The 21,249-nt window shown below is 68.5% G+C and carries 19 protein-coding genes and 2 tRNA genes; 12 read left to right on the top strand and 9 right to left on the bottom strand.

Annotated elements, in window-relative coordinates; all coding sequences use genetic code 11:
- Positions 1-29: 29 nt before the first annotated feature.
- The 5 genes from xerD to AC1RQG_RS04295 form a co-directional block, all read right to left on the bottom strand.
- Entirely contained in the window at positions 30-932 is a 903-nt protein-coding gene (gene xerD / locus AC1RQG_RS04315) for a site-specific tyrosine recombinase XerD (protein ID WP_493128651.1), read from the bottom strand.
- On the bottom strand, positions 908-1,429 hold the full coding sequence (locus AC1RQG_RS04310) for a methylated-DNA--[protein]-cysteine S-methyltransferase (RefSeq protein ID WP_493128649.1): 522 nt from the start codon (positions 1,427-1,429) through the stop codon (positions 908-910). Before AC1RQG_RS04310 ends, xerD begins: the two co-directional genes overlap by 25 nt.
- Before the next feature lie 392 nt (positions 1,430-1,821).
- The gene (locus AC1RQG_RS04305; RefSeq protein ID WP_493128647.1) at positions 1,822-3,102 is read right to left on the bottom strand and encodes a TRAP transporter large permease; all 1,281 of its coding nucleotides are present in this window, start codon (positions 3,100-3,102) and stop codon (positions 1,822-1,824) included.
- Entirely contained in the window at positions 3,099-3,665 is a 567-nt protein-coding gene (locus AC1RQG_RS04300; protein WP_493128644.1) for a TRAP transporter small permease, read from the bottom strand. Before AC1RQG_RS04300 ends, AC1RQG_RS04305 begins: the two co-directional genes overlap by 4 nt.
- A gap of 107 nt (positions 3,666-3,772) precedes the next feature.
- Positions 3,773-4,759: a TRAP transporter substrate-binding protein gene (locus tag AC1RQG_RS04295; protein ID WP_493128642.1), complete on the bottom strand. Its 987-nt coding sequence runs from the start codon at positions 4,757-4,759 to the stop codon at positions 3,773-3,775.
- Between the two features lie 136 nt (positions 4,760-4,895).
- Here AC1RQG_RS04295 and AC1RQG_RS04290 point away from each other — a divergent pair, with 136 nt between their 5' ends.
- Together AC1RQG_RS04290 and AC1RQG_RS04285 are read left to right on the top strand one after the other, a co-directional pair.
- The gene (locus tag AC1RQG_RS04290) at positions 4,896-6,908 is read left to right on the top strand and encodes a sensor histidine kinase (RefSeq protein WP_493128640.1); all 2,013 of its coding nucleotides are present in this window, start codon (positions 4,896-4,898) and stop codon (positions 6,906-6,908) included.
- A 3-nt stretch (positions 6,909-6,911) separates the two neighbouring features.
- Entirely contained in the window at positions 6,912-7,499 is a 588-nt protein-coding gene (locus AC1RQG_RS04285) for a response regulator transcription factor (RefSeq protein WP_493128638.1), read from the top strand.
- Between the two features lie 20 nt (positions 7,500-7,519).
- Here AC1RQG_RS04285 and queG read toward each other — a convergent pair whose 3' ends face one another.
- Positions 7,520-8,620 (bottom strand): tRNA epoxyqueuosine(34) reductase QueG, encoded by a 1,101-nt coding sequence (gene queG / locus AC1RQG_RS04280; RefSeq protein WP_493128637.1) that lies wholly within the window; start codon positions 8,618-8,620, stop codon positions 7,520-7,522.
- 122 nt (positions 8,621-8,742) lie between these two features.
- On the opposite strand from queG, the gene tsaE reads away from it, so the two are divergent.
- The 3 genes from tsaE to AC1RQG_RS04265 are packed head-to-tail and all read left to right on the top strand — an operon-like array spanning position 8,743 to position 11,527.
- On the top strand, positions 8,743-9,228 hold the full coding sequence (tsaE, locus tag AC1RQG_RS04275) for a tRNA (adenosine(37)-N6)-threonylcarbamoyltransferase complex ATPase subunit type 1 TsaE (RefSeq protein WP_493128635.1): 486 nt from the start codon (positions 8,743-8,745) through the stop codon (positions 9,226-9,228).
- A complete protein-coding gene (locus AC1RQG_RS04270; RefSeq protein ID WP_493128633.1) occupies positions 9,192-10,664 on the top strand; it encodes an N-acetylmuramoyl-L-alanine amidase in 1,473 nt (490 codons plus the stop codon). Before tsaE ends, AC1RQG_RS04270 begins: the two co-directional genes overlap by 37 nt.
- A gap of 23 nt (positions 10,665-10,687) precedes the next feature.
- Positions 10,688-11,527, top strand: a complete 840-nt coding sequence (locus AC1RQG_RS04265; RefSeq protein ID WP_493128631.1) for a D-hexose-6-phosphate mutarotase — start codon at positions 10,688-10,690, stop codon at positions 11,525-11,527.
- Positions 11,528-11,554: 27 nt separating this feature from the next.
- On the opposite strand, the gene AC1RQG_RS04260 is transcribed toward AC1RQG_RS04265, so the two are convergent.
- On the bottom strand, positions 11,555-12,631 hold the full coding sequence (locus tag AC1RQG_RS04260) for a carbonic anhydrase (RefSeq protein ID WP_493128630.1): 1,077 nt from the start codon (positions 12,629-12,631) through the stop codon (positions 11,555-11,557).
- Between the two features lie 137 nt (positions 12,632-12,768).
- Positions 12,769-13,413 carry a VTT domain-containing protein gene (locus AC1RQG_RS04255; protein WP_493128628.1) on the bottom strand — a complete coding sequence of 215 codons (645 nt, stop codon included), beginning with the start codon at positions 13,411-13,413 and terminating at the stop codon, positions 12,769-12,771.
- Between the two features lie 187 nt (positions 13,414-13,600).
- On the opposite strand from AC1RQG_RS04255, the gene AC1RQG_RS04250 reads away from it, so the two are divergent.
- The 7 genes from AC1RQG_RS04250 (at position 13,601) to AC1RQG_RS04220 (ending at position 20,593) form a co-directional block, all read left to right on the top strand.
- Positions 13,601-14,533: a peptidylprolyl isomerase gene (locus AC1RQG_RS04250; RefSeq protein WP_493128626.1), complete on the top strand. Its 933-nt coding sequence runs from the start codon at positions 13,601-13,603 to the stop codon at positions 14,531-14,533.
- Positions 14,534-14,566: 33 nt separating this feature from the next.
- Positions 14,567-16,534: a DNA mismatch repair endonuclease MutL gene (gene mutL / locus AC1RQG_RS04245; RefSeq protein WP_493128624.1), complete on the top strand. Its 1,968-nt coding sequence runs from the start codon at positions 14,567-14,569 to the stop codon at positions 16,532-16,534.
- Between the two features lie 41 nt (positions 16,535-16,575).
- Positions 16,576-17,532: a tRNA (adenosine(37)-N6)-dimethylallyltransferase MiaA gene (gene miaA, locus AC1RQG_RS04240; RefSeq protein ID WP_493128622.1), complete on the top strand. Its 957-nt coding sequence runs from the start codon at positions 16,576-16,578 to the stop codon at positions 17,530-17,532.
- 124 nt (positions 17,533-17,656) lie between these two features.
- Positions 17,657-17,733, top strand: a tRNA-Met gene (locus AC1RQG_RS04235).
- A gap of 47 nt (positions 17,734-17,780) precedes the next feature.
- A tRNA-Met gene (locus AC1RQG_RS04230) sits at positions 17,781-17,854 on the top strand.
- Positions 17,855-17,984: 130 nt separating this feature from the next.
- Positions 17,985-18,347: a hypothetical protein gene (locus tag AC1RQG_RS04225; RefSeq protein WP_493128620.1), complete on the top strand. Its 363-nt coding sequence runs from the start codon at positions 17,985-17,987 to the stop codon at positions 18,345-18,347.
- 89 nt (positions 18,348-18,436) lie between these two features.
- A complete protein-coding gene (locus tag AC1RQG_RS04220) occupies positions 18,437-20,593 on the top strand; it encodes a TonB-dependent receptor plug domain-containing protein (protein WP_493128618.1) in 2,157 nt (718 codons plus the stop codon).
- A 66-nt stretch (positions 20,594-20,659) separates the two neighbouring features.
- On the opposite strand, the gene AC1RQG_RS04215 is transcribed toward AC1RQG_RS04220, so the two are convergent.
- A complete protein-coding gene (locus tag AC1RQG_RS04215) occupies positions 20,660-21,184 on the bottom strand; it encodes a TPR end-of-group domain-containing protein (protein ID WP_493128616.1) in 525 nt (174 codons plus the stop codon).
- Positions 21,185-21,249: the final 65 nt, after the last annotated feature.

Below are 21,249 nucleotides of genomic sequence, written 5' to 3'. Positions count from 1 at the left end.
ATGACGCAGTTATGGCCCGCGCAACTTTTTCATCCACGCGGATGATGTTGCGCATGTAAATGCTTGAGCCGCTCGCGCGCCACGTGGGTGTAGATCTGGGTGGTGGAAATGTCTGAATGGCCGAGCAACAACTGCACCACGCGCAGGTCGGCGCCATGGTTGAGCAGATGGGTGGCGAACGCGTGGCGCAGCGTGTGCGGCGACAGGTGGGTGGCGATGCCGGCCCGCTGCGCGTGCTTCTTGATCAGCACCCAGAACATCTGGCGCGTCATGGGGCCGCCGCGGGCCGTGACGAACAGCGCGTCGTCCACCTGGCCGTCGAGGATCACGCCGCGCGCGTCGCGCAGGTAGCGCTCTATCCACTGCCGGGCCTGGGCGCCGAACGGCACCAGCCGCGTCTTGGCGCCCTTGCCCGTGACACGCAGCACGCCGTCGTTCAGGCTCAGTTCCAGCAGCTTGAGCGCCACCAGCTCGGACACCCGCAGCCCGCTCGCGTACATCAGCTCCAGCATCGTGCGTTCGCGCAGGCCCAGCGGGGTGGACACGTCGGGCGCGGCCAGCAGCGCCTCCACCTGCGCTTCGCTCAGCGTGTGCACGAAGCGGGTCGGCTGCTTGGCCGACGGCAGCCGGGCGCACGGGTCGGCCGTGATCTGCTTGTTGCGCAGCGCGTGCTGGTAGAAGCGCTTGAGCACCGACAGGCGCCGGTTCGAGGAGCTGGGCTTGGTCTCGTCGTGGCGGGCCGAGAAATAGGCGCTGATGTCGTGCCCGTCCACGGCGTGCAGGTCCGCCAGTTGCGGGCGCTGCGCCTGCAGCCAGCGCGCGAACAGGCGCAGGTCGCGCCGGTAGGCCTCCAGCGTGTTCTTGGACAGGCCATCCTCCAGCCACAGGCTGTCGCAGAAGCCGTCGATCAGAGCAGCGTTGTCTGGCGCCATGCGTACTCGCTCGCTCCCTCGTGCGCCAGCAGCCAGCGCTTGATGTCCAGGTGGTAGCTGTTCGGGTCCTCGCTGTTGGAGAAGCCGCCCAGGCCGTTGGCGGCCGTCACCCGGTGGCACGGGATCACCAGCGGGAACCAGTTGGCGCCGCAGGCCTGGCCCACGGCGCGCGGCGCCGAGCCGATGTGGCGCGCCACTTCGCCGTAGGTGCGCACGCTGCCGCGCGGGATCGAGGCGATGGTGTCCCACACCTTGTGCTGGAACGCGCTGCCCACGCGCGCCAGCGGCAGGTCGAACACGAAGTCGGGGTCCTGGCAGTAGCGCAGCACCTGCCAGGCGGCCAGTTCGGCCACCTTGTCCTGCGGCGCCTTCTCGTCGAAATGGGGCGCCAGGTAGAACAGCTCCGTCACCAGCGAACCGGCCGTGCGGATGCCGAACTTGCCAAACGGCAAGTCGAGGATGGCGGCGAAGAGTTCGCTACCCTGTTGTTTTTTCATCACTGAAGTTGTCCTTGTGGCTGTGCCCGCGTCGCGCCGGCACGACACCGGCATCCGCCATTGTAAAACCGCGGGACAAAAAAAAGCGCACCCGAAGGTGCGCTCGAATCCTGCTTCACGTTCCCGGCCGTTTGGTTCCCGCCGTAGCGCGCTTGTGGCGGCTTGCAGCGGTGATACCAACAGCATTCTGTAAAACGTGTGTCTCCTCAAATATGGCCGGCTCTTGTTCGCCGTTGTTATACCCACTCCCCACAACTAATCCTGCATGTCCTTTGCCACCCGGACGATTATCGTCATCAGTTATATGTCCGACAGCGACGCCATCATAACGTATCTGAATGGCTTTTTCCCATTTTTTTTGTCGCAGGAAAAAGACAGCAGGAGCTAATAATTTAGGAATAAATCAAATCGGGCAACCACAACGTGATCTGCGGCACATAGGTGATGAGGGCCAGGAAACCGAGCATGGTCAGCAGCCATGGCAGCACGGCCACCGTCAGCTCCGAAATGCCCATCTTGGTGATGCCGGACGCCACGTACAGGTTCAGGCCCACGGGCGGATGGCACATGCCGACCTCCATGTTGACCACGATCAGGATGCCGAAGTGCACGGGATCGATGCCCAGCTTCATGGCCACCGGGAACAGGATGGGCGCCATGATCAGCACGATCGACGACGGCTCCATGATGTTGCCGGCCAATAGCAGCAGCACGTTGACCACCAGCAGGAAGCTGACCATGCCCAGGCCCTGGTCCGTGATCCACGCCGCCATCGCCTGCGGGATGTTCTCGCTCGTCATCAGGAACGAGAACAGCACGGCGTTGGTGATGATGTAGAGCAGCATGGCCGACATCGAGGCCGAATCGAGCAGCACCTTGCCCACCTGGACCAGCTTGAGGTCCTTGTAGACGAACACGGCGATGACGAACGCGTACACGGCGGCCACGGCGGCCGCCTCGGTCGGCGTGAACTTGCCGCTGTAGATGCCACCCATCACGATCACGATCAGCAGCAGGCCCCAGGCGCTCTTGCGGAACGCCTGCCAACGCTGGCCCCACGTGGCGCGCGGCAGGCGCGGGTAGTTGTGCTTGCGGGCCAGGAACCACGTCGTCAGGCCCAGCAGCGTGGCCAGCAGGATGCCCGGCACCACGCCGGCCGTGAACAGCTTGCCCACCGAGGTGTTGGTGGTGACCGAATACATCACCATCACGATCGACGGCGGGATCAGGATGCCCAGCGCGCCCGAGGTGGTGATGACGCCGGCGCCGAATTTCTTCGGATAGCCCTGCTTGATCATGGCCGGCAGGATGATGGAGCCGATCGCCACCACCGTGGCCGGGCTGGAGCCGGAGACGGCGGCGAACAGCGCGCACGCCATCACGCCGGCCAGCGCCAGGCCGCCGTGGAAGTGGCCGACCATCGAGCTGGCGAAGTTGATCATGCGCCGCGCCACCCCGCCGTGGGTCAGGAAGTTGCCGGCCAGGATGAAGAACGGGATCGCCATGACCTCGAAGTTGTCGATGCCCGAGAACAGCTTCTGGGCCACGATCTCGGCCGGCACGCTGGTCATGGTGAACAGGAAGGTGAGCACCGTCAGGCCGAGCGAGATGGAGATCGGCATGCCGGTCAGCATCAGCACGATCAGCAGCACGAAGATGATGGCGGCGTTCATGGCTTGCCCCCTTCCGGCGCCACCAGGTCGTCCAGCCCCTCCACGTGGGCCACGTCATGCTTGGGCAACTGGCCGGTGCGCACGAAGTGCAGCGCCACCTGCAGGAAGCGGAAGCACATCAGGCCCGAGGCCAGCGGCACGCCCAGGTAGACGATCCACATCGGCATCTCCATGTCCGGCGAGGTCTGGGTGGTGAGCGACATCTTGTACACGTAGTTGGCGCCCAGCGCGCAGATCACGCCGGTGAACAGGGCGCCGGCCAGCAGGCCGATCACCACGAAGCGGCGGTACCAGGCCGGGTTCATGCGGTTGATGGCCACGTCCACCCCCACGTGGATGCCGGTGCGCACACCGTAGGCGGCGCCGAACTTGGCCATCCACACGAACATGTAGATGCATAGTTCCTGCGCCCAGCTGGTGTTGATCTGGAGCAGTTGGTCCTGCAGCCACGGGATGGGCAGGCCGGACAGGTAGCGGTGGATCACGGCCAGGAAGATGATGACGGTCGCGGCGGCCATCAGCGACGCGATCAGCCATTCTTCGAGCCTGTCGAGATATTTCATGGCGGTCTTTCCAAAGGAAGTGATGGCGGGACGGCGCAGCGCCGCCCCGCGGACCGGGCCCCCGGTATGTGCCCGGCGGGGCCAGGCGATGGCGCGTCAGGACAGGCTTACTTGGCCGCTTCCTTGTTGATGGCCGAGATCAGGTCCTTGCCGATCCGCCCCTCCATCTGCTTCTGCACCGGCAGCAGCGCGCGGCGCCACTCGGCCTGCTCCTGCACGCTGAGCGTGTAGATGGTGGTCTTGCCGGTCTTCTTGATGGCGTCCAGCGCCATGTCGTTGTCGCGCTGGGCGATCGCCTTCTCGAACGTGGTGGCCTCGCGCATCGACTTCTCCAGCGCGGCGCGGATGTCGGCCGGCAGGCCGTCCCAGAACTTCTTGTTGACGATCACCGCGTAGCCCAGATAGCCGTGGTTGGACACGGTCACGTGCTTCTGCACCTCATGCATCTTCTGGGTGTACATATTGGACGGCGGATTCTCGGTGCCGTCCACCACGCCCGTCTGCAGGGCCTGGTACACCTCGGAGAACGCCAGCACCTGCGGATTGGCGCCCAGCGCGCGCATCTGCGCGTCGAGCACCTTGGACGACTGGATGCGCATCTTCAGGCCCCGGAAGTCGGCCGGCGTGTGCAGCGGCTTGTTGGCCGACATGACCTTGAAGCCGTTGTCCCAGTACGCCAGGCCCGTGATGCCCTTCGGTTCCAGCTTCTTCAGCAGGCCCTTGCCGATCTCGCCCTCGGTCACGTTGTACAGGGCCGTCTTGCTGGGGAAGATGTAGGGCAGGTCGAACGCCTCGAACTCCTTCACGCCCAGCGGGCCGAACTTGGCCAGCGACGGCGCCAGCATCTGCACCGCGCCCAGCTGCAGCGCCTCCAGCTCCTCCTTGTCCTTGTACAGCTGGCTGTTCGGATAGACCTCGACCTTGACGCGGCCGTTGGTGGCCTTCTCGGCCAACTGCTTGAAGCGCTCGGCCGCCTGGCCCTTGGGCGTGTCGGTGGCCACCACGTGGCTGAACTTGATGACGATGGGGGCTTCGGCGTAGGCGTTCACGCACAGGGCCGCGCACAGGGCGGCCAGGGTGGCTTTCAGTTGCATGCTGTCTCCAGGGTTATGGGTATCCGAAAATACTTTATTATCGTGTCTGCTGTCGATTCTCAACAGTAGTATCCGGACTCGCAACTGTGGAAAACCACAATGGCGGCGTCCGCCCAACTGGATAACCTTGCCGGCAATGAGCACCGTCCCCATCCCCGCGCGTCGTCCGCAGTTCAGCAACACGCTGCGCTGGCTGCTGCCGGTGGTGCTGGTGCTGCTGTTCCTCACCATCCTGATCTGGCTGCCGTGGCAGGCGCGCGAGATGGAGAGCAACGAGCGCCAGGAACAACTGATCGCCGACACGCTGTGGGTCGAGCAGACCATCCGCTTCCAGCTGGGGCGCGACGAGGAGAGCCTGCGCGCGCTGGGCGCCGACATCGGCAACGGCCACCTGACCCCGACCCAGCTGCGCGAACGCATGGCGCAACTGCTCAGCAACGGCCACGAACTGCTGCGGGTGCAATGGCTCGACCCGCAGGGCCGGTGGCTGGCCGGCAGCGACGACGGCGCGCCGCTGTCGGAAGCCTCGCGCACCACGGCCGACATCGCGCGCCGCACCCACAACGCGCTGTACGCGCAGCCGGAGGTCGCGGCTCCCGCCCCGCGCGCGCCGCCGGCCGCCGTGCTGATGGACTACCACGTGCCGCTGTACCGGGGCGGCGTCTACCTGGGCAGCCTGGTGGCGACCTACCAGGCCAGCGCGCTGCTGGAGGAAATGGTGCCGTGGTGGTTCGCGCAGGAGAACCAGATCACCCTGATCGACCGCGACGACCGCGTGCTGGCGCAGCGCGCCGCCGCCGGCCCCGGCCACGGCGTGTACACCCACAAGCGGGCGCTGGACCTGCCGGGCGTGAACATCACGCTGGTGACGGACAGCGTCAAGAGCGCGCCGCGCCTGCTGCCCAACCTGCTGGTGGGCTCGGTCATCGTGCTGTCGCTGGGATTGCTGTGGAGCCTGCTGGCCCTGTGGGGCCACATCACGCGCCGGCTGGCGGCCGAGGGCGCGCTGCGCCAGCAGATGTCGTTCCGCACGGCGATGGAGAATTCGCTCGTCACGGGCCTGCGCGCGCGCGACCTGGAGGGCCGCGTCACCTACGTCAACCCCGCGTTCTGCCAGATGGTGGGCTACCCGGCCGAGGAGCTGATCGGCAAGCTGCCGCCCATGCCCTACTGGGCGCCGGAGGCGATGGCCGAGTACCAGCAGCGCTTCGCCAGCGTGCTGGCCGGCACCGTCACGCCCCAGTTCGAGACCATCTTCCAGCGCTCGGACGGCACCCGGGTGCCGGTGCTGATCTTCGAGGCGCCGCTGGTGGACAAGGACGGGCGCCAGACCGGATGGATGGGCTCCATCCTCGACATCTCCGACCGCAAGCGCATCGAGGAACTGAACCGCCAGCAGCACGAGAAGCTGCAGACCAGCGCGCGCCTGGCCACCATGGGCGAGATCGCCTCCATGCTGGCCCACGAACTGAACCAGCCGCTGGCCGCCATCTCCAGCTACACGACGGGCGCGCTCAACGTGCTGGAGCGGGCCGCGGCCAGCGGCGCGCCGGTCGACGGCGCCATGCTCAAGCCGGCGCTGGAGCAGGCGTCGGCCCAGGCCCAGCGGGCCGGCCAGATCATCCGCAGCGTGCACGCCTTCGTCAAGAAGCGCGAACCGCAGCGCGAGCAGGTGGCGCTGCCGGCCCTGCTCGACGGCATACGGGCGCTGATCGAGCTGCAGGCGCGCCGCTTCTACGTGGCCATCCACACCGACATCCCGGACGACCTGCCGCCGCTGCGCATCGACCGCATGATGATCGAACAGGTGCTGCTGAACCTGACCCGCAACGCCATCGAGGCCATGGCCCACATCCCGCCCCAGCGCCGCGTGCTGACCCTGCGCGCCGCCTGCGACGCGGCGGCCGGCCAGGTCAGCGTGGCCGTGATCGACCAGGGCCACGGCATCCCGCAGGACGTGGCCGAGCGCCTGTTCTCGCCGTTCTTCTCGACCAAGGCCGAAGGCATGGGCATGGGCCTGAACATCTGCCGCACGGCGATTGAATTCCACGGCGGCGCGCTCACCCACCGCGCCAACCCGGATGGCGGTACCATCTTCACATTCACCTTGCCGGCCGTGCCGGTGGCCACGCTCACGGGAGGAACCTGAACCATGCTGCACATAGTCGACGATGAAGAGGTGGTGCGCGACGCGCTGTCCTGGCTGGCCGGCTCGCGCGCGATCGCGGCGCGCGCCTACGACAGCGCGCAGGCGTTCCTGGCCGAGGTGGCGCGCGGCCAGTTCGACCCGGACGGCGACTGCGTGCTGCTCGACGTGCGCATGCCGGACGTGAACGGCGTGGCCGTGTTCGACCAGCTGGCCGCCAGGGGCCTGACGCAGCGCCTGCCCGTGATCTTCCTGACCGGCCACGGCGACGTGCCGATGGCGGTGGACACGCTCAAGCGCGGCGCCTTCGACTTCTTCGAGAAGCCGTTCAACGACAACGAGCTGATGGACCGGGTGCAGGAAGGGCTGGCCGGCTCGCGCATGGCCGGCGCGCGCGCGGCGGTGCAGGCGCGCCTGGCCACGCTGTCGGCGCGCGAGCGCGAGGTGCTGGACCTGATCCTGGCCGGCAAGATGAACAAGGTGGTGGCCGACCAGCTGGGCATCAGCATGCGCACGGTCGAGGTGCACCGCGCGCACATCTTCGACAAGATGCAGGTGAAAACGGCGGTTGAGCTGGCGGGGCTGCTGAAATAACGGCGGCCAGGGCCGCTGTCCTAGTCGTGCGCGGCCTCGTGCCGCGCCAGCGCCCACGCCACGTGCTCGCGCACCAGTTCCGACGGATGGTCGCGGCGCGACCGCAGCGCGGCCACGATGCGCGCGTCGCCGCGCGCGCCGGCCGCCGCCGCGTTGCCCAGGCCGACGGCGAGGTTGCGCAGCCAGCGCTCGTGGCCGATGCGCCGTATCGGGCTGCCGCTCAATCGCGCGTCGAACTCCTCCTCCGTCCACGCGAACAGGTCCACCATGTCCGCCGCGCCCAGGCCGTTGCGCTCGTCGAAGTCCGGCAGCACGGCGCGCTGGGCGAACTTGTTCCACGGGCAGACGGTCTGGCAATCGTCGCAGCCGTACACGCGGTTGCCGATCAGCGGCCGCATGTCCTCGGGGATCGCGCTTTTCAGTTCGATGGTCAGGTAGGAGATGCAGCGCCGCGCATCGAGCTTGCCGGGGCCGACGATGGCCTGGGTCGGGCACACGTCCAGGCACGCCGTGCACTGGCCGCAGTGGGCGCCGGTGGGCCGGTCCACCGGCAGCGGCAGGTCGACCAGGATCTCGCCCATGAAGAAGGTGGAGCCGGCCTCGCGGCTGATGAGCAGCGTGTGCTTGCCGCGCCAGCCCAGCCCCGCCTTCTCGGCCAGCGGCAATTCCATCACGGGCGCCGAGTCCGTGAACACGCGGTAGCCGAATTCGCCCGTGCCGGCGCGGATGCGGTCGGCCAGCTGCTGCAGGCGGGCCCGCAGCACCTTGTGGTAGTCGCGGCCCCGCGCATACAGCGAGATCACGGCCGCGCCGGGATCGGCCAGGCGCGCCGTCTCGCGCTCGCGCCAGTCGTCCGGGGTGGAAGCCGGCAGGTAGTCCATGCGGGCCGTGACCACGCGCACCGTGCCCGGCACCAGCTCGGCCGGACGCGCGCGCTTCATGCCGTGGCTGGCCATGTAGTCCATTTCGCCGTGCATGCCCGCGTCCAGCCACGCCCGCAGGCCCGCCTCGGACGCGGTCAGGTCGATGTCGGTGATGCGCACCTCGGCGAACCCCAGTTCGCGGCCCCATTGCTTGATGCGGGCGGCAAGTTCGGCTAAATTGGCTTCGGACAGGGACATGGCGGCAGGCTGGCGGTTACAATGCAGGCAGGCGGGCCTCGCGGCCCATCCCGGATACGGACTCGAACGCGAAGACGTTGATCTCAGACGCTATGCGTTCATCTCACACGCTATTTTAATTGATGCAGCACTTTCAAGCCCATCTCCACGACGAAGCCGGCACCTGCGCGCTGGGCGCCTCGCTGGCGCGCGCGCTCGCGCCCGGCCTGACCATCCACCTGCACGGCGACCTGGGCGCCGGCAAGACCGCCCTCACCCGCGCCCTGCTGCACGCGTCCGGCTACGAAGGCACGGTCAAGAGCCCCACCTACACGCTGTCCGAACCGTACCGCGTGCGGCTGGACGGGCGCGACGTGAACGTGATCCACTTCGACCTGTACCGCATGGGCAGCCCCGAGGAATTCCTCGACGCGGGCTTCCGTGAGGATTTCGACGGTGACAACATCTGCATCGTCGAATGGCCGGAAAAGGCGGACACCGTGCTGCCGCCGCCGGACCTGAATCTGTACCTGCGCGTCGCCGGCGACGGCCGTGATGTAGAATTGCAGGCAACCACCGCCTTGGGTAACTCATGCCTCGAACGCCTCCATTTCGCGCCCAACCTGTGAGCGGCGCCGCGCCCCGGGCCATGCGGCGCACCATCCTGAAAGCCGGCGGCACGCTGCTGCTGTCGGTGCTCGCGCCGCTGCCGGCGCGCGCCGCGCAGATCCTGGCCGTGCGCGTGTGGCCGGCCGACGACTACACGCGCGTGACGCTGGAGAACGATTCCAGCCTGAAGGCCACCCATTTCATCGTCAAGGACCCGGAGCGGCTGGTGGTCGATATCGAGGGCCTGGAACTCAGTCCCACGCTCAAGAGCCTGGTGGCCAAGATCCAGTCCAACGATCCCTACATCAAGCAGGTGCGCGTGGGCCAGAACCGGCCCAACGTGGTGCGGCTGGTGTTCGACCTGAAGGAGGAGGTGACGCCGCAGGTGTTCACGCTGGCGCCGGTGGGCAATTACAAGCACCGCCTGATCTTCGACCTGTATCCGGTCAAGGCGGTCGACCCGATCGCCGCCATGATCGAAAAAGGCAACTGGTCGGACGACGCGCCCAAGGCGCCGCCAACGGCGGCCGGCGGCGAGGCGCCGCGCGACAACGGCAGCGCCGGCACGCCGCCGTCGCCGGCCGCGAACGGCGCGGCCACCGGCCCGGACCTGGCGCAAACGCCTAGGACGGACGGCAAGCCCGATGGTAAGCCCGATGGCCGCGCCGACGCGAAGGCCGCCATCAAACCGGAGGACCGTTTCGAGGCCCGCAGCGAAGCCAGGGCCGGCCCCGGCCAGAAGATGGTGCGCATGCTGACCATCGCGCTCGATCCCGGCCACGGCGGCGAGGACCCCGGCGCCTCCGGCAGCAACGGCAGCCACGAGAAGGACATCGTGCTGGCCATCGCCAAGCGGCTCAAGGCGCGCATCGAGGAGCATCCGAACATGCGCGTGATGCTGACGCGCGACGCCGACTACTTCGTGCCGCTCGGCACGCGGGTGGAAAAGGCGCGCAAGGTGCAGGCCGACCTGTTCGTCTCGATCCACGCCGACGCGTTCGTGGAGCCGACGGCGCGCGGCTCGTCCGTGTTCGTGCTGTCGGAAAAAGGCGCCAGCTCCAGCGCCGCGCGCTGGCTGGCCAACAAGGAGAACCTGGCCGACACCATCGGCGGCGTCAACGTCAAGAGCCACGACCGGCAACTGGCCAGCGTGCTGTTCGACCTGTCCACCACGGCCCAGATCAACGACAGCCTGAAACTGGGCAAGGCCGTGCTGGGCGAGATCGGCGGCATCAACCGCCTGCACCGGGGCGCCGTCGAGCAGGCCGGCTTCGCCGTGCTGAAGGCGCCCGACATCCCGTCCATCCTGGTCGAAACGGCCTTCATCTCGAACCCCGAGGAGGAGGCCAAGCTGCTCGACAACGCCTACCAGGACCAGCTGGCCGACGCCATCGTCAAGGGCATACGGCGCTACTTCGCCAAGAATCCGCCGCTGTCGAAGAACCGCCTGACCTGATTTCACACCCGAGGATCATCCCGATGACAGTAGTGACGATGGTGAAGTACGGCCACTTGCCGGCCGTGCGCCTGACCGCGCCGGACGGCGCGCAAGCGACGGTGGCGCTGTTCGGCGCCCACCTGCTGTCCTGGCGGACGGCCGATGGCAGGGAGCACCTGTTCTGCAGCGCCCGGTCGGCGCTCGACGGCAGCAAGGCCATACGCGGCGGCGTGCCCGTCATCTTCCCCCAGTTTAACGCGCGCGGCGACGGCCAGCGCCACGGCTTCGCCCGCACCAGCCTTTGGCGCCTGGACGGCAGCGGCGCCGACGATGGCCACGCCTGGGCCGAATTCGCGCTGACGCAATCGGACCTGGCCACGCCCGTGGCGCAGGCCTGGCCCCATGCGTTCGAACTGCGCCTGCGCTTCACCCTGGGCGGGCCGGCGCTGGACCTGGAATGCTCGGTGCGCAACACGGGCGCGCACGCGTTCCCGTTCGGCGTGGCCTTGCACACCTATTTCGACGTGGGCCGGCTGGACGCCGCCGCCATCGAAGGCTTGCAGCACTGCCGCTACACGGATCACCATATGGCCACGCTGGAACAGCAGGAGGCGGTGCTGCGCTTCACGGAAAAGACGGACCGCCTGTACCAGGCGCCGCCCGCGCTCACGCTGCGCACGGCCACAGGCGCCCTGCGCCTGGAGCAGCAAGGGTACAGCGAGTGGGTGGTGTGGAATCCGGGCGCGGCCGACGCCGCCGCGCTGGCCGACCTGGCCGACGATGAATACCTGCGCTTTGTCTGCATCGAGCCGGCCCGGGTCGACCAGCAATTGCTGGCGCCGGGCGCGCAGTGGGTGGGACGGCACCGGATCAGCTGCTGAACCGGCCGCCAATTCGTCGTGTGAAGGCTAGTTCGATTCCTTGACGATGCGGCCCGACGAGGGCTGCACGGGACGGGCGTTGAGCGGATACAGGCGGCTGAACAGCGCCATCTGCGCCGGCGACGCCTGCACCGGCTCCTTCATCACCAGCCACAGCACGCCCTCCGTGCACGGCGGCGTGGTGAGCGAACCCATGAAGGTGTAGTAGTCGCGCCGGGCCGGGATCAGGTCCATCGGATCGAGCACGATGGACGGCGCCACCGTCTCGAACTTCTCCAGCGGCAGGTTGTTCCACACGGTCTGGATGGTCGGCTGCGGCTTGCCCCGTTCCAGCAGCAGCGCCAGCACGGCCAGGTGGCCTTCCGCGTCCTTGTGCACCAGGTGCACCACCATCTCGTAGCCCCTGCCGTTGATGCGCTCCTCGGACGGCCGGTGGAAATGGAACTGGATCAGCTCGTACATGCGGTTGGCCACCGTGATGAAATTGCCGCCGCTGACCATCACCTGCACGGTGTGGCCGTTGTCCGTCACGTTGAACGACGACGGCTTGTAGTCGAAGGTGATCTGTTCCAGGTCCACCTTCATGCCGTCGCGGATATCGATCGGCGACTGGCGGTTGCCGGTGCTGCACTTGGCCCATTCGGGATTGATGCGGCCCCAGTTGGCCGGGCCGCTCTCGCCCTCATACGACCAGTGGTTGCTGTAGACCTTGGGAGTGGCCGCCACCACCGCCGCGGCGGCGGCGGCGGCCTTCTTGGCCTTGGCCTGCTGCGCCACGCGGGCGGCCTGGTTGGCGCGCATGATGGCCAGCCGGGCCGCGATCTTGGCCGACAGCTCGGCCTCGGCCTGCTCCTCGCGCGCGCGCTCGGACATGGCGCTGGCGCGCACCGGCGCGCCCGAGCGGGCCGGCACGGCGGCCGAGGCCGACGCCGGCAGGGAGGCCACGCCCGCAGCGGCGGCGCTGGCCGCCACCGGCGAGTGCGGACGGATCGAGTCTATCGGTTTGGGGACGGAATTCTTGGCCGACGGCGTGATGCCCGGATCGGCGGCGCTGGCTGTCGCGGCGACGATACTGCAGGCTATCAGGGCGATCAGTGTACGCATGGGTATGGGGGAAAGTGAGAATTACATTCCTGTATACGGATGCAGTGCGGCAAAACTTGAGCCGCGCAGGCCCTGCGCGCGCGAATAATTTGCTTTGGGGCACGCCGTGGCCGGTCCACGGCGCGCGCCGCGTGTCGTCAGCGGCCCAGCACGCGGCGCGACAGCTTCCACATGCCGCCCAGCGCCATCGGCACCACGGCCACGCCGACGCCGAACAGCACGATCTCCGTCAAGTGCTCGCGCACCACCGTGATATTGCCGAAGAAGTAGCCGGCCGTCGTCAACAGCAGCACCCACAGCGTGGCGCCGGTGATGTTGTAGATCTGGAAGCGCGCATGCGTCATGTCCGACACGCCGGCCACGAACGGGGCGAAGGTGCGCACCACGGGCACGAAGCGGGCCAGCACGATGGTCTTGCCGCCGTGCTTTTCGAAGAACGTATGGGTGCGGTGCAGCGCCTGCTTGTTGATCCAGCGGTAATCATGGGTGAACACGCGGTGGCCGATGGCCTCGCCTATCCAGTAGTTGAGCGTGTTGCCCGTCACGGCGGCCGTCACCAGCAGCAGCATCAGCAAGCCCAGGTCCATCTTGCCCACCGCGCACAGGGCGCCGGCGATGAACAGCAAGGTGTCGCCGGGGAAGAAGAACAGCACCACCAGCCCCGTCTCGCAAAAGATGATGGCGAACAGCACGGCGTACACGAGGGTGCCGTATTGCTGCACCAGCAGGTCCAGCGTCTTGTCGACATGCAGCAGCATGCCGAAAAATTGCATCAAATCCATATTCGTCCCATAAAGGTAGCGCCGGAATCATACACCACCGGCCGCACTCCTGCCGCGATCGCCGGCGGATATTTGTGTTTCCAATTTAATCATCTTTCCGATTACAATCGGCGCAGCGCACGCCACCCGCCGCGCACCTGATGGCGCTACCGCGCCACCGCCCCGCCACACTCCGAGGAGAGCCTGGATGCACACCCCATTTTCCCTGACCATCGGCCGCGCCGCCGCGCTGGCGCTGGCCGTGGCCACCGTGCCCGCGCTGGCGGCCAACCCCGCCGCCGGCCTGCCCGTCAAACCCACCGTCGCCGACATCGTCAAGGCGTCCAGCCCGGCCGACTGGCGCCCGCTGGACACGGACAACACGCTGTACATGGAGCTGCCCGGCGGCCGCGTGGTGATCGAACTGGCGCCCGACTTCGCGCCGCTGAACGTGGCCAACATCAAGCTGCTGGCGCGCGAGCACTATTACGACGGCCAGGCCGTGGTGCGCTCGCAGGACAACTACGTGGCCCAGTGGGGCGACGCCGACGAGGCCCATCCCAAGCCGCTCAAGACGGCCAGGGAGAAGGTGCCGGGCGAATTCACCGTGCCGATGAAGAACGACCGCCACTTCACGGCCCTGCCCGAGCGCGACGGCTACGCGCCGCAGGTGGGCATCTCGAACGGCTTCCCGGCCGGGCGCGACCCCAAGGCCGGCCGCACCTGGCTGGCGCACTGCTACGGCATGGTGGGCGTGGGCCGCGACGTGGACGACGACAGCGGCAACGGCACCTCGCTGTACGCGGTGACGGGCCACGCGCCGCGCCACCTGGACCGCAACATCACGGTGGTGGGCCGCGTGGTGTCGGGCATGGCGCTGCTGTCGACGCTGCCGCGCGGGCACGAGGCGATGGGCTTTTACGGCGCCAATGAAGTCCATCCGCCGATCACCTCGGTGCGGCTGGCGGCCGACGTGCCGGAGGCCGCGCGCAGCCACCTGGAGGTGATGCGCACCGACACGGCCACCTACCAGGCCGCCGTGGAGGCCCAGCGCAACCGGGGCGGCCCGTGGAACAAGTACGCGGCCGGCTACGTCGAACTGTGCAACGTGCCCATCCCCGTGCGCGAGCAGGCGAAGTAATCGGCGGCGGCGGCAGCCGGTATAATCGCCCCCATGAACGCGCCCGACCCGACCCAACGCCCCCTCCGTCCCATCCAGGCCCTGCCGGACAAGCTGATTTCCCAGATCGCCGCCGGCGAGGTGGTGGAGCGGCCGTCGGCCGTGGTCAAGGAGCTGCTCGAGAACGCGCTCGACTCGGGCGCCACCCAGATCACGGTGCGGCTGGAGGAAGGCGGCGTGAAACGCATCGCCATCACCGACAACGGGCGCGGCATCCCGCCCGACCAGCTGCCGCTGGCCCTGGCGCGCCACGCCACCTCCAAGATCGCCTCGCTCGACGACCTGGAGAACGTGGGCACGCTGGGTTTCCGCGGCGAGGCGCTGGCCTCGATCGCGTCGGTGGCGGCCATCACCATCACCACCCGCACGGCCGACGCGCCCCACGCGTGGGAGATCGCCGGCTCGCACCTGGGCGCCGTGTCGCCCTCGTCCGGCGCCCACGGCACCACGGTGGACGTGAAGGACCTGTACTACAACACGCCGGCCCGGCGCAAATTCCTCAAGTCCGAGCAGACCGAATTCGGCCACTGCGCCGAGGTGGTGCGCCGCATCGCGCTGGCGCGGCCGGACGTGTCGTTCTCGCTCAGCCACAACGGCCGCACCATCGACCACTGGAACGTCACGGAGATGGCCAAGCGCAGCGCCCATATCCTGGGCGACGGCTTCGCCGAGGCGCGCCTGCCGATCGACGAGGCGGCCGGCCCGCTGCGCCTGCACGGCTACGCCGGCCTGCCCACGGCCTCCAAGGCGCGCGCCGACGGCCAGTTCTTCTACGTGAACGGGCGCTTCGTGCGCGACAAGCTGCTGGTGCACGCCGTCAAGGCGGCCTACGCCGACGTGCTGCACGGCGACCGCTTCCCGTCCTACGTGCTGGCCCTGGAGATCGACCCAGCGCTGGTGGACGTGAACGTCCACCCGTCGAAGATCGAAGTGCGCTTCCGCGACAGCCGCGCCGTGCACCAGTTCGTGTTCCACGCCGTGCAGCGGGCGCTGGCCCAGACCTCGGCCACCTCGCACGGCAGCGTGCCGTCGCCGCTGCCGGCGGCCGAATCGCTGAACCCGGGCGACAACTGGCGCGGCCAGGCGCAGCAGGCCTCGTTCGGGCCGCTGCTGGCGCCCGGCTACGCGCCCACCTTCTCGCCCTCGCCGTTCGGCCCGGCGCGCCAGTCCGGCGCCGGGGTGGCGCAGAGCACGGAGCGCTACGGCGCCCTGTTCAGCGGCGCACAGGCCGGCGACGAATGGGCGGCTGCCATCGCTTCGGCTCTCCCGGGCAGCATGGCCACGACGGCCTCCCCGGACAGCACGGCGGCCATGCTCGCGCCGGCCGCGCCTTACGTGGCCTCGCCCGCCGCCATGGCGCAGGAGGAATTCCCGCTCGGCTTCGCGTTGGCCCAGCTGCACGGCATCTACATCCTGGCCCAGAACAGCAAGGGCCTGGTGCTGGTGGACATGCACGCGGCGCACGAGCGCATCCTGTACGAGCAGCTCAAGAACGCGCTCGACGACCAGGTGGCCGGCCAGCAGATGCAGGTGCAGCCGCTGCTGATCCCCGTCACGTTCTACGCCGAGGAGGTGGAAGTGGGCACGGCGCAGGAACACCAGGAAACGCTGCAGGCGCTGGGCTTCGACATCGCCGCCCTGTCGCCCACCACGCTGGCCGTGCGCTCGGTGCCGGTGCTGCTGAAGAACGCGGACGCCCAGACGCTGGCGCGCGACGTGCTGCGCGACGTGCGCGAATTCGGCGGCTCGCGCGTGCTGATCGAGCGCCGCAACGAGCTGCTGGGCACCCTGGCCTGCCACACGGCCGTGCGCGCCAACCGCATCCTGTCGACCCAGGAAATGAACGCGCTGCTGCGCCAGATGGAAAGCACGGAGCGCGCCGACCAGTGCAACCACGGCCGCCCGACCTGGGTGCAGGTGGAGATCGGCGCGCTCGACAAGCTGTTCCTGCGCGGCCAGTAGTTTCCACCATCAAGCGCCGCCCTCACATAGAAGCAACCATCATGCATCATCAAGCACCACGCCCGCTGGCCGTCGCCATCATGGGCCCCACCGCGTCCGGCAAGACGGCCGCCGCGCTGGCCATCGCCGAGCGCATCGACTGCGAAATCATCTCGGTCGATTCGGCCCTCGTCTACCGCGGCATGGACATCGGCACGGCCAAGCCCACCCGCGCCGAGCAGGCCGCCGTGCCGCACCACCTGATCGACATCATCGACCCGCTGGACGCCTATTCCGTGGCCCAGTTCCGCGACGCCACGCTGCGCCTGGTGGCCGACATCACGGCGCGCGGCAAGCTGCCGCTGCTGGTGGGCGGCACCATGTTGTACTTCAAGGGCCTGACCGACGGCCTGGACGACCTGCCCGGCGCCGATCCGGCCCTGCGCGCGGAACTGGAGGACCAGGCGGCCCGCCACGGCTGGCCGGCGCTGCACGCGCGCCTGCACGCGCTGGACCCGGTCACGGCCGCGCGGCTGGCGCCCAACGACGCCCAGCGCATCCAGCGCGCGCTGGAGATCTGCACGCTGGCCGGGCGCCCCATGTCCGAACTGCTGGCCCAGCGCGAGAGGACGGAGCTGCCGTTCGAGCTGCTGTCGTTCGCGCTGGAGCCGTCCGACCGCGCCGTGCTGCACGAGCGCATCGCGCGCCGCTTCGACCTGATGCTGAAGGAAGGCGACGATGGCGGCCTGCTGACGGAGGTGGAGATGCTGCGCCGGCGCGGCGACCTGCATCCGGGCCTGCCCTCGATGCGCTGCGTGGGCTACCGCCAGGCGTGGGAATACCTGGACGGCCATATCGACTTCGCCACGCTGCGCGAAACCGGCATCGTGGCCACGCGCCAGCTGGCCAAGCGCCAGCTGACGTGGCTGCGCGCCATGCCGCAGCGCGTGGTGCTCGACTGCCTGGCGCCCAACCCGGCCGCCGCCATGCTGGCGCGGATCGAGGCCCAGCGCGGCTGAGCGCACCTCGTGTCAATGTGACAATCAACGCGCGCCACGGAGCAGGCGCGCAAGAAAAAGACGTAAAATGTTCCGGCCAGTCTTGACAGGCCGGCGCCCAGCTTGGATAATGCTGGGCGTTGTCGGTGATATAGCTCAGTTGGTTAGAGCACAGCATTCATAATGCTGGGGTCGGTGGTTCAAGTCCACCTATCACCACCAAGATTTCTTCGAAGATGGTCTGATCGTGATCAGGCCATTTTTGTTTCGGTGATATAGCTCAGTTGGTTAGAGCACAGCATTCATAATGCTGGGGTCGGTGGTTCAAGTCCACCTATCACCACACCAGAATCCGGAAGCCGTTGTCCCGCAAGGGTCAACGGCTTTTTTGCGTCCGCGCGGCCGGCCCGGTGCGCCCGCCAATTGATGCCGCGTGGGTAGGCGGCCGGGGCGCCGATGCTAGAATGTCAAACATGCCAATGTTTCGACTCACCCGTCTGCGTGTCCTGCTCGTGCTGCTGTCGTATCTGGCGGCGCTGGGCGTGGCGATCGCGGCGCCCATCGTCCATCCCAAGCGCATGGACCTGGTCTGCAGCGGCACCAGCTTCAAACTCGTCGACCTCGAAGCGCAGGCCGATGGCGGTGGCGGCGGCAAATCCCACACGCTCGATTGCGCCCTGTGCGTACCGGGCGGCATCCTCAACACCTTCCCTGTCGCCGGCCCGCAGCCGCCCCATGATGTGCTGGCCTACGTGCTGCGCGCCATTCCGGCCGCCCGGCTAGCCTCCATCACCGCCGCGCCGCTGCCGGCGCGCGGCCCGCCGCACTTCGCCTGATTCCCTCCCTGATCGTCCGTTTTCCCGGTCCGCGCGCGGCCCGGGCTCGCGCGCGTGCGCGCGTCATTCACAGAATCGAAGGAATACAAATGCAAGCGAAGTGGAACAAACCCTGGTTGATGGTATCGCTCGCGGCCGCCCTGCCGCTGTCCGCCCAAGCCGAGGACAGCCCGGAGGTGCCGGAAGTGGTGATCACGGCGCCGCGCGGCGCGGCCCTGGCCGACACCGTCCGGCATCGCCACGATGCGGCCGACACGGCATCGCTGTTGCGCAGCGTGCCCGGGGTCGGCCTGAACGGCGCCGGCGGCCTGTCCAGTCTGCCGTCCCTGCACGGCCTGGCGGACGACCGCCTGCGGATCCAGGTGGACGGCATGGACCTGGTGTCGGCCTGCGCCAACCATATGAATCCGCCGCTGTCGTACATCGCGCCGGCGCAGGTCGACGGGCTGGAAGTGCTGGGCGGCGTGGTGCCCGTGAGCGCCGGCGGCGACAGCATCGGCGGCACCATCCGCGTGCGCTCGGCCGAGCCGCGCTTCGCGGCGCCGGGCCAGGGCGTGCTGACCGAGGGCCGGGCCAGCGCCTGGTTCCGCGACAACGGCAACGCGCGCGGCGGCGACCTCGAAGCGGCCCTCGCCACCGAGACGCTGAGCGTGCGCTACAACGGCGCCACCGCGCGCGCCGACAACTACGTGGCCGGCGGCGACTTCAAGTCCGCCACCCTGCCGACCGGGCGTCCGCACGCGCTGCCGGCCGACGAGGTGGGATCGACCGGCTACCGCTCCAACAACCAGGCGCTGGCCGTGGCGCTGCGCGCGGGACGGCAACTGGTCGAGCTGCGGCTGGGGATGCAGCGCATGCCCTACCAGGGCTTTCCCAACCAGCGCATGGACCTGACCGGCAACGACAGCGAACAGGTCAACCTGCGCCATCTCGGCGATTACGACTGGGGCAGCGTGGAGACGCGCCTGTACCACGAGCACACGCGCCACGCGATGCAGTTCGGCCCCGACAAGCAGTACTGGTATGGCGCCAAGCGCGACATCCCCGGCATGCCGATGGACACCGCCGGCCACACCACGGGCGCCAGCGTGCGCGCCGAGGTGCGCGCGTCGGCACGCGACACGCTGCGCGTGGGCGCCGAGCTGCTGCGCTACCGGCTCGACGACTGGTGGTCGCCGTCCGGCGGCGGCATGGCGCCCAACACGTTCTGGAACATCCGCGACGGCAAACGCGACCGCGCCGGCTTGTACGGCGAATGGGACGGGCGCTGGAGCGCGCAATGGTTCACGCAACTGGGCTTGCGCGCCGAGCGCGTGGCCAGCGACGCCGGCAGCGTGCAAGGCTACAACGCCATGAGCGACGCCGACGTCGCCGCCTTCAACGGCCGCAGCCACGGCCGGCACGACCACAACCTCGACCTCACCGCGCAGGCGCGCTACACGCCCGACGCGGCATCGGAGTACGCCATCGGTCTGGCCCGCAAGAGCCGCAGCCCCAATCTGTACGAGCGCTATAGCTGGGCGACGGACGGCATGTCGATGAACATGGTGAACCTGTCGGGCGACGGCAACGGCTACGTGGGCGACCCGGACCTGCGGCCGGAGGTGGCGCACACGCTCAGCGCCAGCGCGGCCTTCCACGACGCGGCCCGGCAGCGCTGGAGCGTGACGTTCGCGCCCCACTACACCTACGTGGACGACTACATCGACGCGCGCTGCCTGCGCACCTGCCGTCCGCAATCGTTCGTGTTCCTGCGCTGGACCAACCAGGATGCGCGCCTGTATGGCGCCGACCTGTCCGGCCGCCTCCGGCTCGACGCCGGCGGCCACGGCACGGTCACGGCGACGGCCACGCTGAGCTACCTGCGCGGCAAGAACAACAGCACCGGCGACAACCTGTACAACATCATGCCGCTCAACGCCCGGCTGGCGCTGGAGCAGACGCTGCGGCGCTGGACCAACACGGTCGAGGTGGAGGCGGCAGCGGCCAAGGACCGCGTGTCGGCCGTGCGCAACGAGCTGAGGACGGCCGGGTATGGGCTGCTCCACCTGCGCTCGCGCTATGCGTGGCAACGCGCGCAGCTGGAGGTGGGCGTCGAGAACGTGCTGGACCGGGCCTACGACCTGCCCTTGGGCGGAGCCTACGTCGGCCAGGGCAAGACGATGTCGCAGACGGGCACCCCTTACGGCATCGCCGTGCCCGGCAAGGGCCGCAACGCCTATGTGGCCGTGACAGTCAGCTATTGAGCGTCGCGGCGGAGGGGGCGGGGACCGGACGCGCTGATCGGCCGCAGGGCGGTCGGCGCGCGGGCCTTACCTGGCCGGCGCCGGTTTGCGGTATTTGGCCACCAGCGCCTGGAAGCGGGGATTGTCGCGCAGGGGGTCGAGGTCGTTGTCCATGTCGAGCTGGTCGAAGTAGCTGAAGCCGGCCGCGAAGCTCGCTTCCAGTTCGCGCAGCGCGTCGTCCGTGCGGTGCTGCTTCAAGCGCAGGATGGCCGTGTTGTAGGCCACCAGCGGCTGCTGCGGCGCATGGGCGCGGGCCGCCTGCAAATCCTTCTCGGCCTCGTCCAGGTTGCCCTGTTCGATGTGGCTGATGGCCAGATTCATCAACTCGTTGACGGTCTTGCTGCCGGCCAGCACCGGGCCCGCCTCCGGTGGCGGCGCCGGATGGGCGGCCGGGTCGTTGGCCGTTTCCTGCGTGGCAGGGCGAAACTTGGCGTAGTACAGGCCCGCCCCCGCCACCAGCACCAGCACGGCGGCCGCCGCCGCGACCATAGGCCGGGCCATGCCCGCTTGCCGTGCGCGCGCCAGGCCGCGCGCGCCGGAGAGTGCACCCATCAATTTCACCATCGTCGTCCACCTTTCCCGTTTTTTCCCTATCTTCACAGGTGGGCGCTCCGGCG

The sequence above is a fragment of the Rugamonas sp. GW822-FHT03B10 genome, assembly GCF_058801745.1.
This window is presented reverse-complemented; position numbering and strand designations above follow the sequence as displayed.

Excerpts from the sequence above, each read along its gene's own strand:
- xerD (WP_493128651.1), bottom strand. The coding sequence starts at position 932 with ATGGCGCCAGACAACGCTGCTCTGATCGACGGCTTCTGCGACAGCCTG.
- AC1RQG_RS04310 (WP_493128649.1), bottom strand. The coding sequence starts at position 1,429 with ATGAAAAAACAACAGGGTAGCGAACTCTTCGCCGCCATCCTCGACTTG.
- AC1RQG_RS04305 (WP_493128647.1), bottom strand. The coding sequence starts at position 3,102 with ATGAACGCCGCCATCATCTTCGTGCTGCTGATCGTGCTGATGCTGACC.
- AC1RQG_RS04300 (WP_493128644.1), bottom strand. The coding sequence starts at position 3,665 with ATGAAATATCTCGACAGGCTCGAAGAATGGCTGATCGCGTCGCTGATG.
- AC1RQG_RS04295 (WP_493128642.1), bottom strand. The coding sequence starts at position 4,759 with ATGCAACTGAAAGCCACCCTGGCCGCCCTGTGCGCGGCCCTGTGCGTG.
- AC1RQG_RS04290 (WP_493128640.1), top strand. The coding sequence starts at position 4,896 with ATGAGCACCGTCCCCATCCCCGCGCGTCGTCCGCAGTTCAGCAACACG.
- AC1RQG_RS04285 (WP_493128638.1), top strand. The coding sequence starts at position 6,912 with ATGCTGCACATAGTCGACGATGAAGAGGTGGTGCGCGACGCGCTGTCC.
- queG (WP_493128637.1), bottom strand. The coding sequence starts at position 8,620 with ATGTCCCTGTCCGAAGCCAATTTAGCCGAACTTGCCGCCCGCATCAAG.
- tsaE (WP_493128635.1), top strand. The coding sequence starts at position 8,743 with ATGCAGCACTTTCAAGCCCATCTCCACGACGAAGCCGGCACCTGCGCG.
- AC1RQG_RS04270 (WP_493128633.1), top strand. The coding sequence starts at position 9,192 with ATGCCTCGAACGCCTCCATTTCGCGCCCAACCTGTGAGCGGCGCCGCG.
- AC1RQG_RS04265 (WP_493128631.1), top strand. The coding sequence starts at position 10,688 with ATGACAGTAGTGACGATGGTGAAGTACGGCCACTTGCCGGCCGTGCGC.
- AC1RQG_RS04260 (WP_493128630.1), bottom strand. The coding sequence starts at position 12,631 with ATGCGTACACTGATCGCCCTGATAGCCTGCAGTATCGTCGCCGCGACA.
- AC1RQG_RS04255 (WP_493128628.1), bottom strand. The coding sequence starts at position 13,413 with ATGGATTTGATGCAATTTTTCGGCATGCTGCTGCATGTCGACAAGACG.
- AC1RQG_RS04250 (WP_493128626.1), top strand. The coding sequence starts at position 13,601 with ATGCACACCCCATTTTCCCTGACCATCGGCCGCGCCGCCGCGCTGGCG.
- mutL (WP_493128624.1), top strand. The coding sequence starts at position 14,567 with ATGAACGCGCCCGACCCGACCCAACGCCCCCTCCGTCCCATCCAGGCC.
- miaA (WP_493128622.1), top strand. The coding sequence starts at position 16,576 with ATGCATCATCAAGCACCACGCCCGCTGGCCGTCGCCATCATGGGCCCC.
- AC1RQG_RS04225 (WP_493128620.1), top strand. The coding sequence starts at position 17,985 with ATGCCAATGTTTCGACTCACCCGTCTGCGTGTCCTGCTCGTGCTGCTG.
- AC1RQG_RS04220 (WP_493128618.1), top strand. The coding sequence starts at position 18,437 with ATGCAAGCGAAGTGGAACAAACCCTGGTTGATGGTATCGCTCGCGGCC.
- AC1RQG_RS04215 (WP_493128616.1), bottom strand. The coding sequence starts at position 21,184 with ATGGGTGCACTCTCCGGCGCGCGCGGCCTGGCGCGCGCACGGCAAGCG.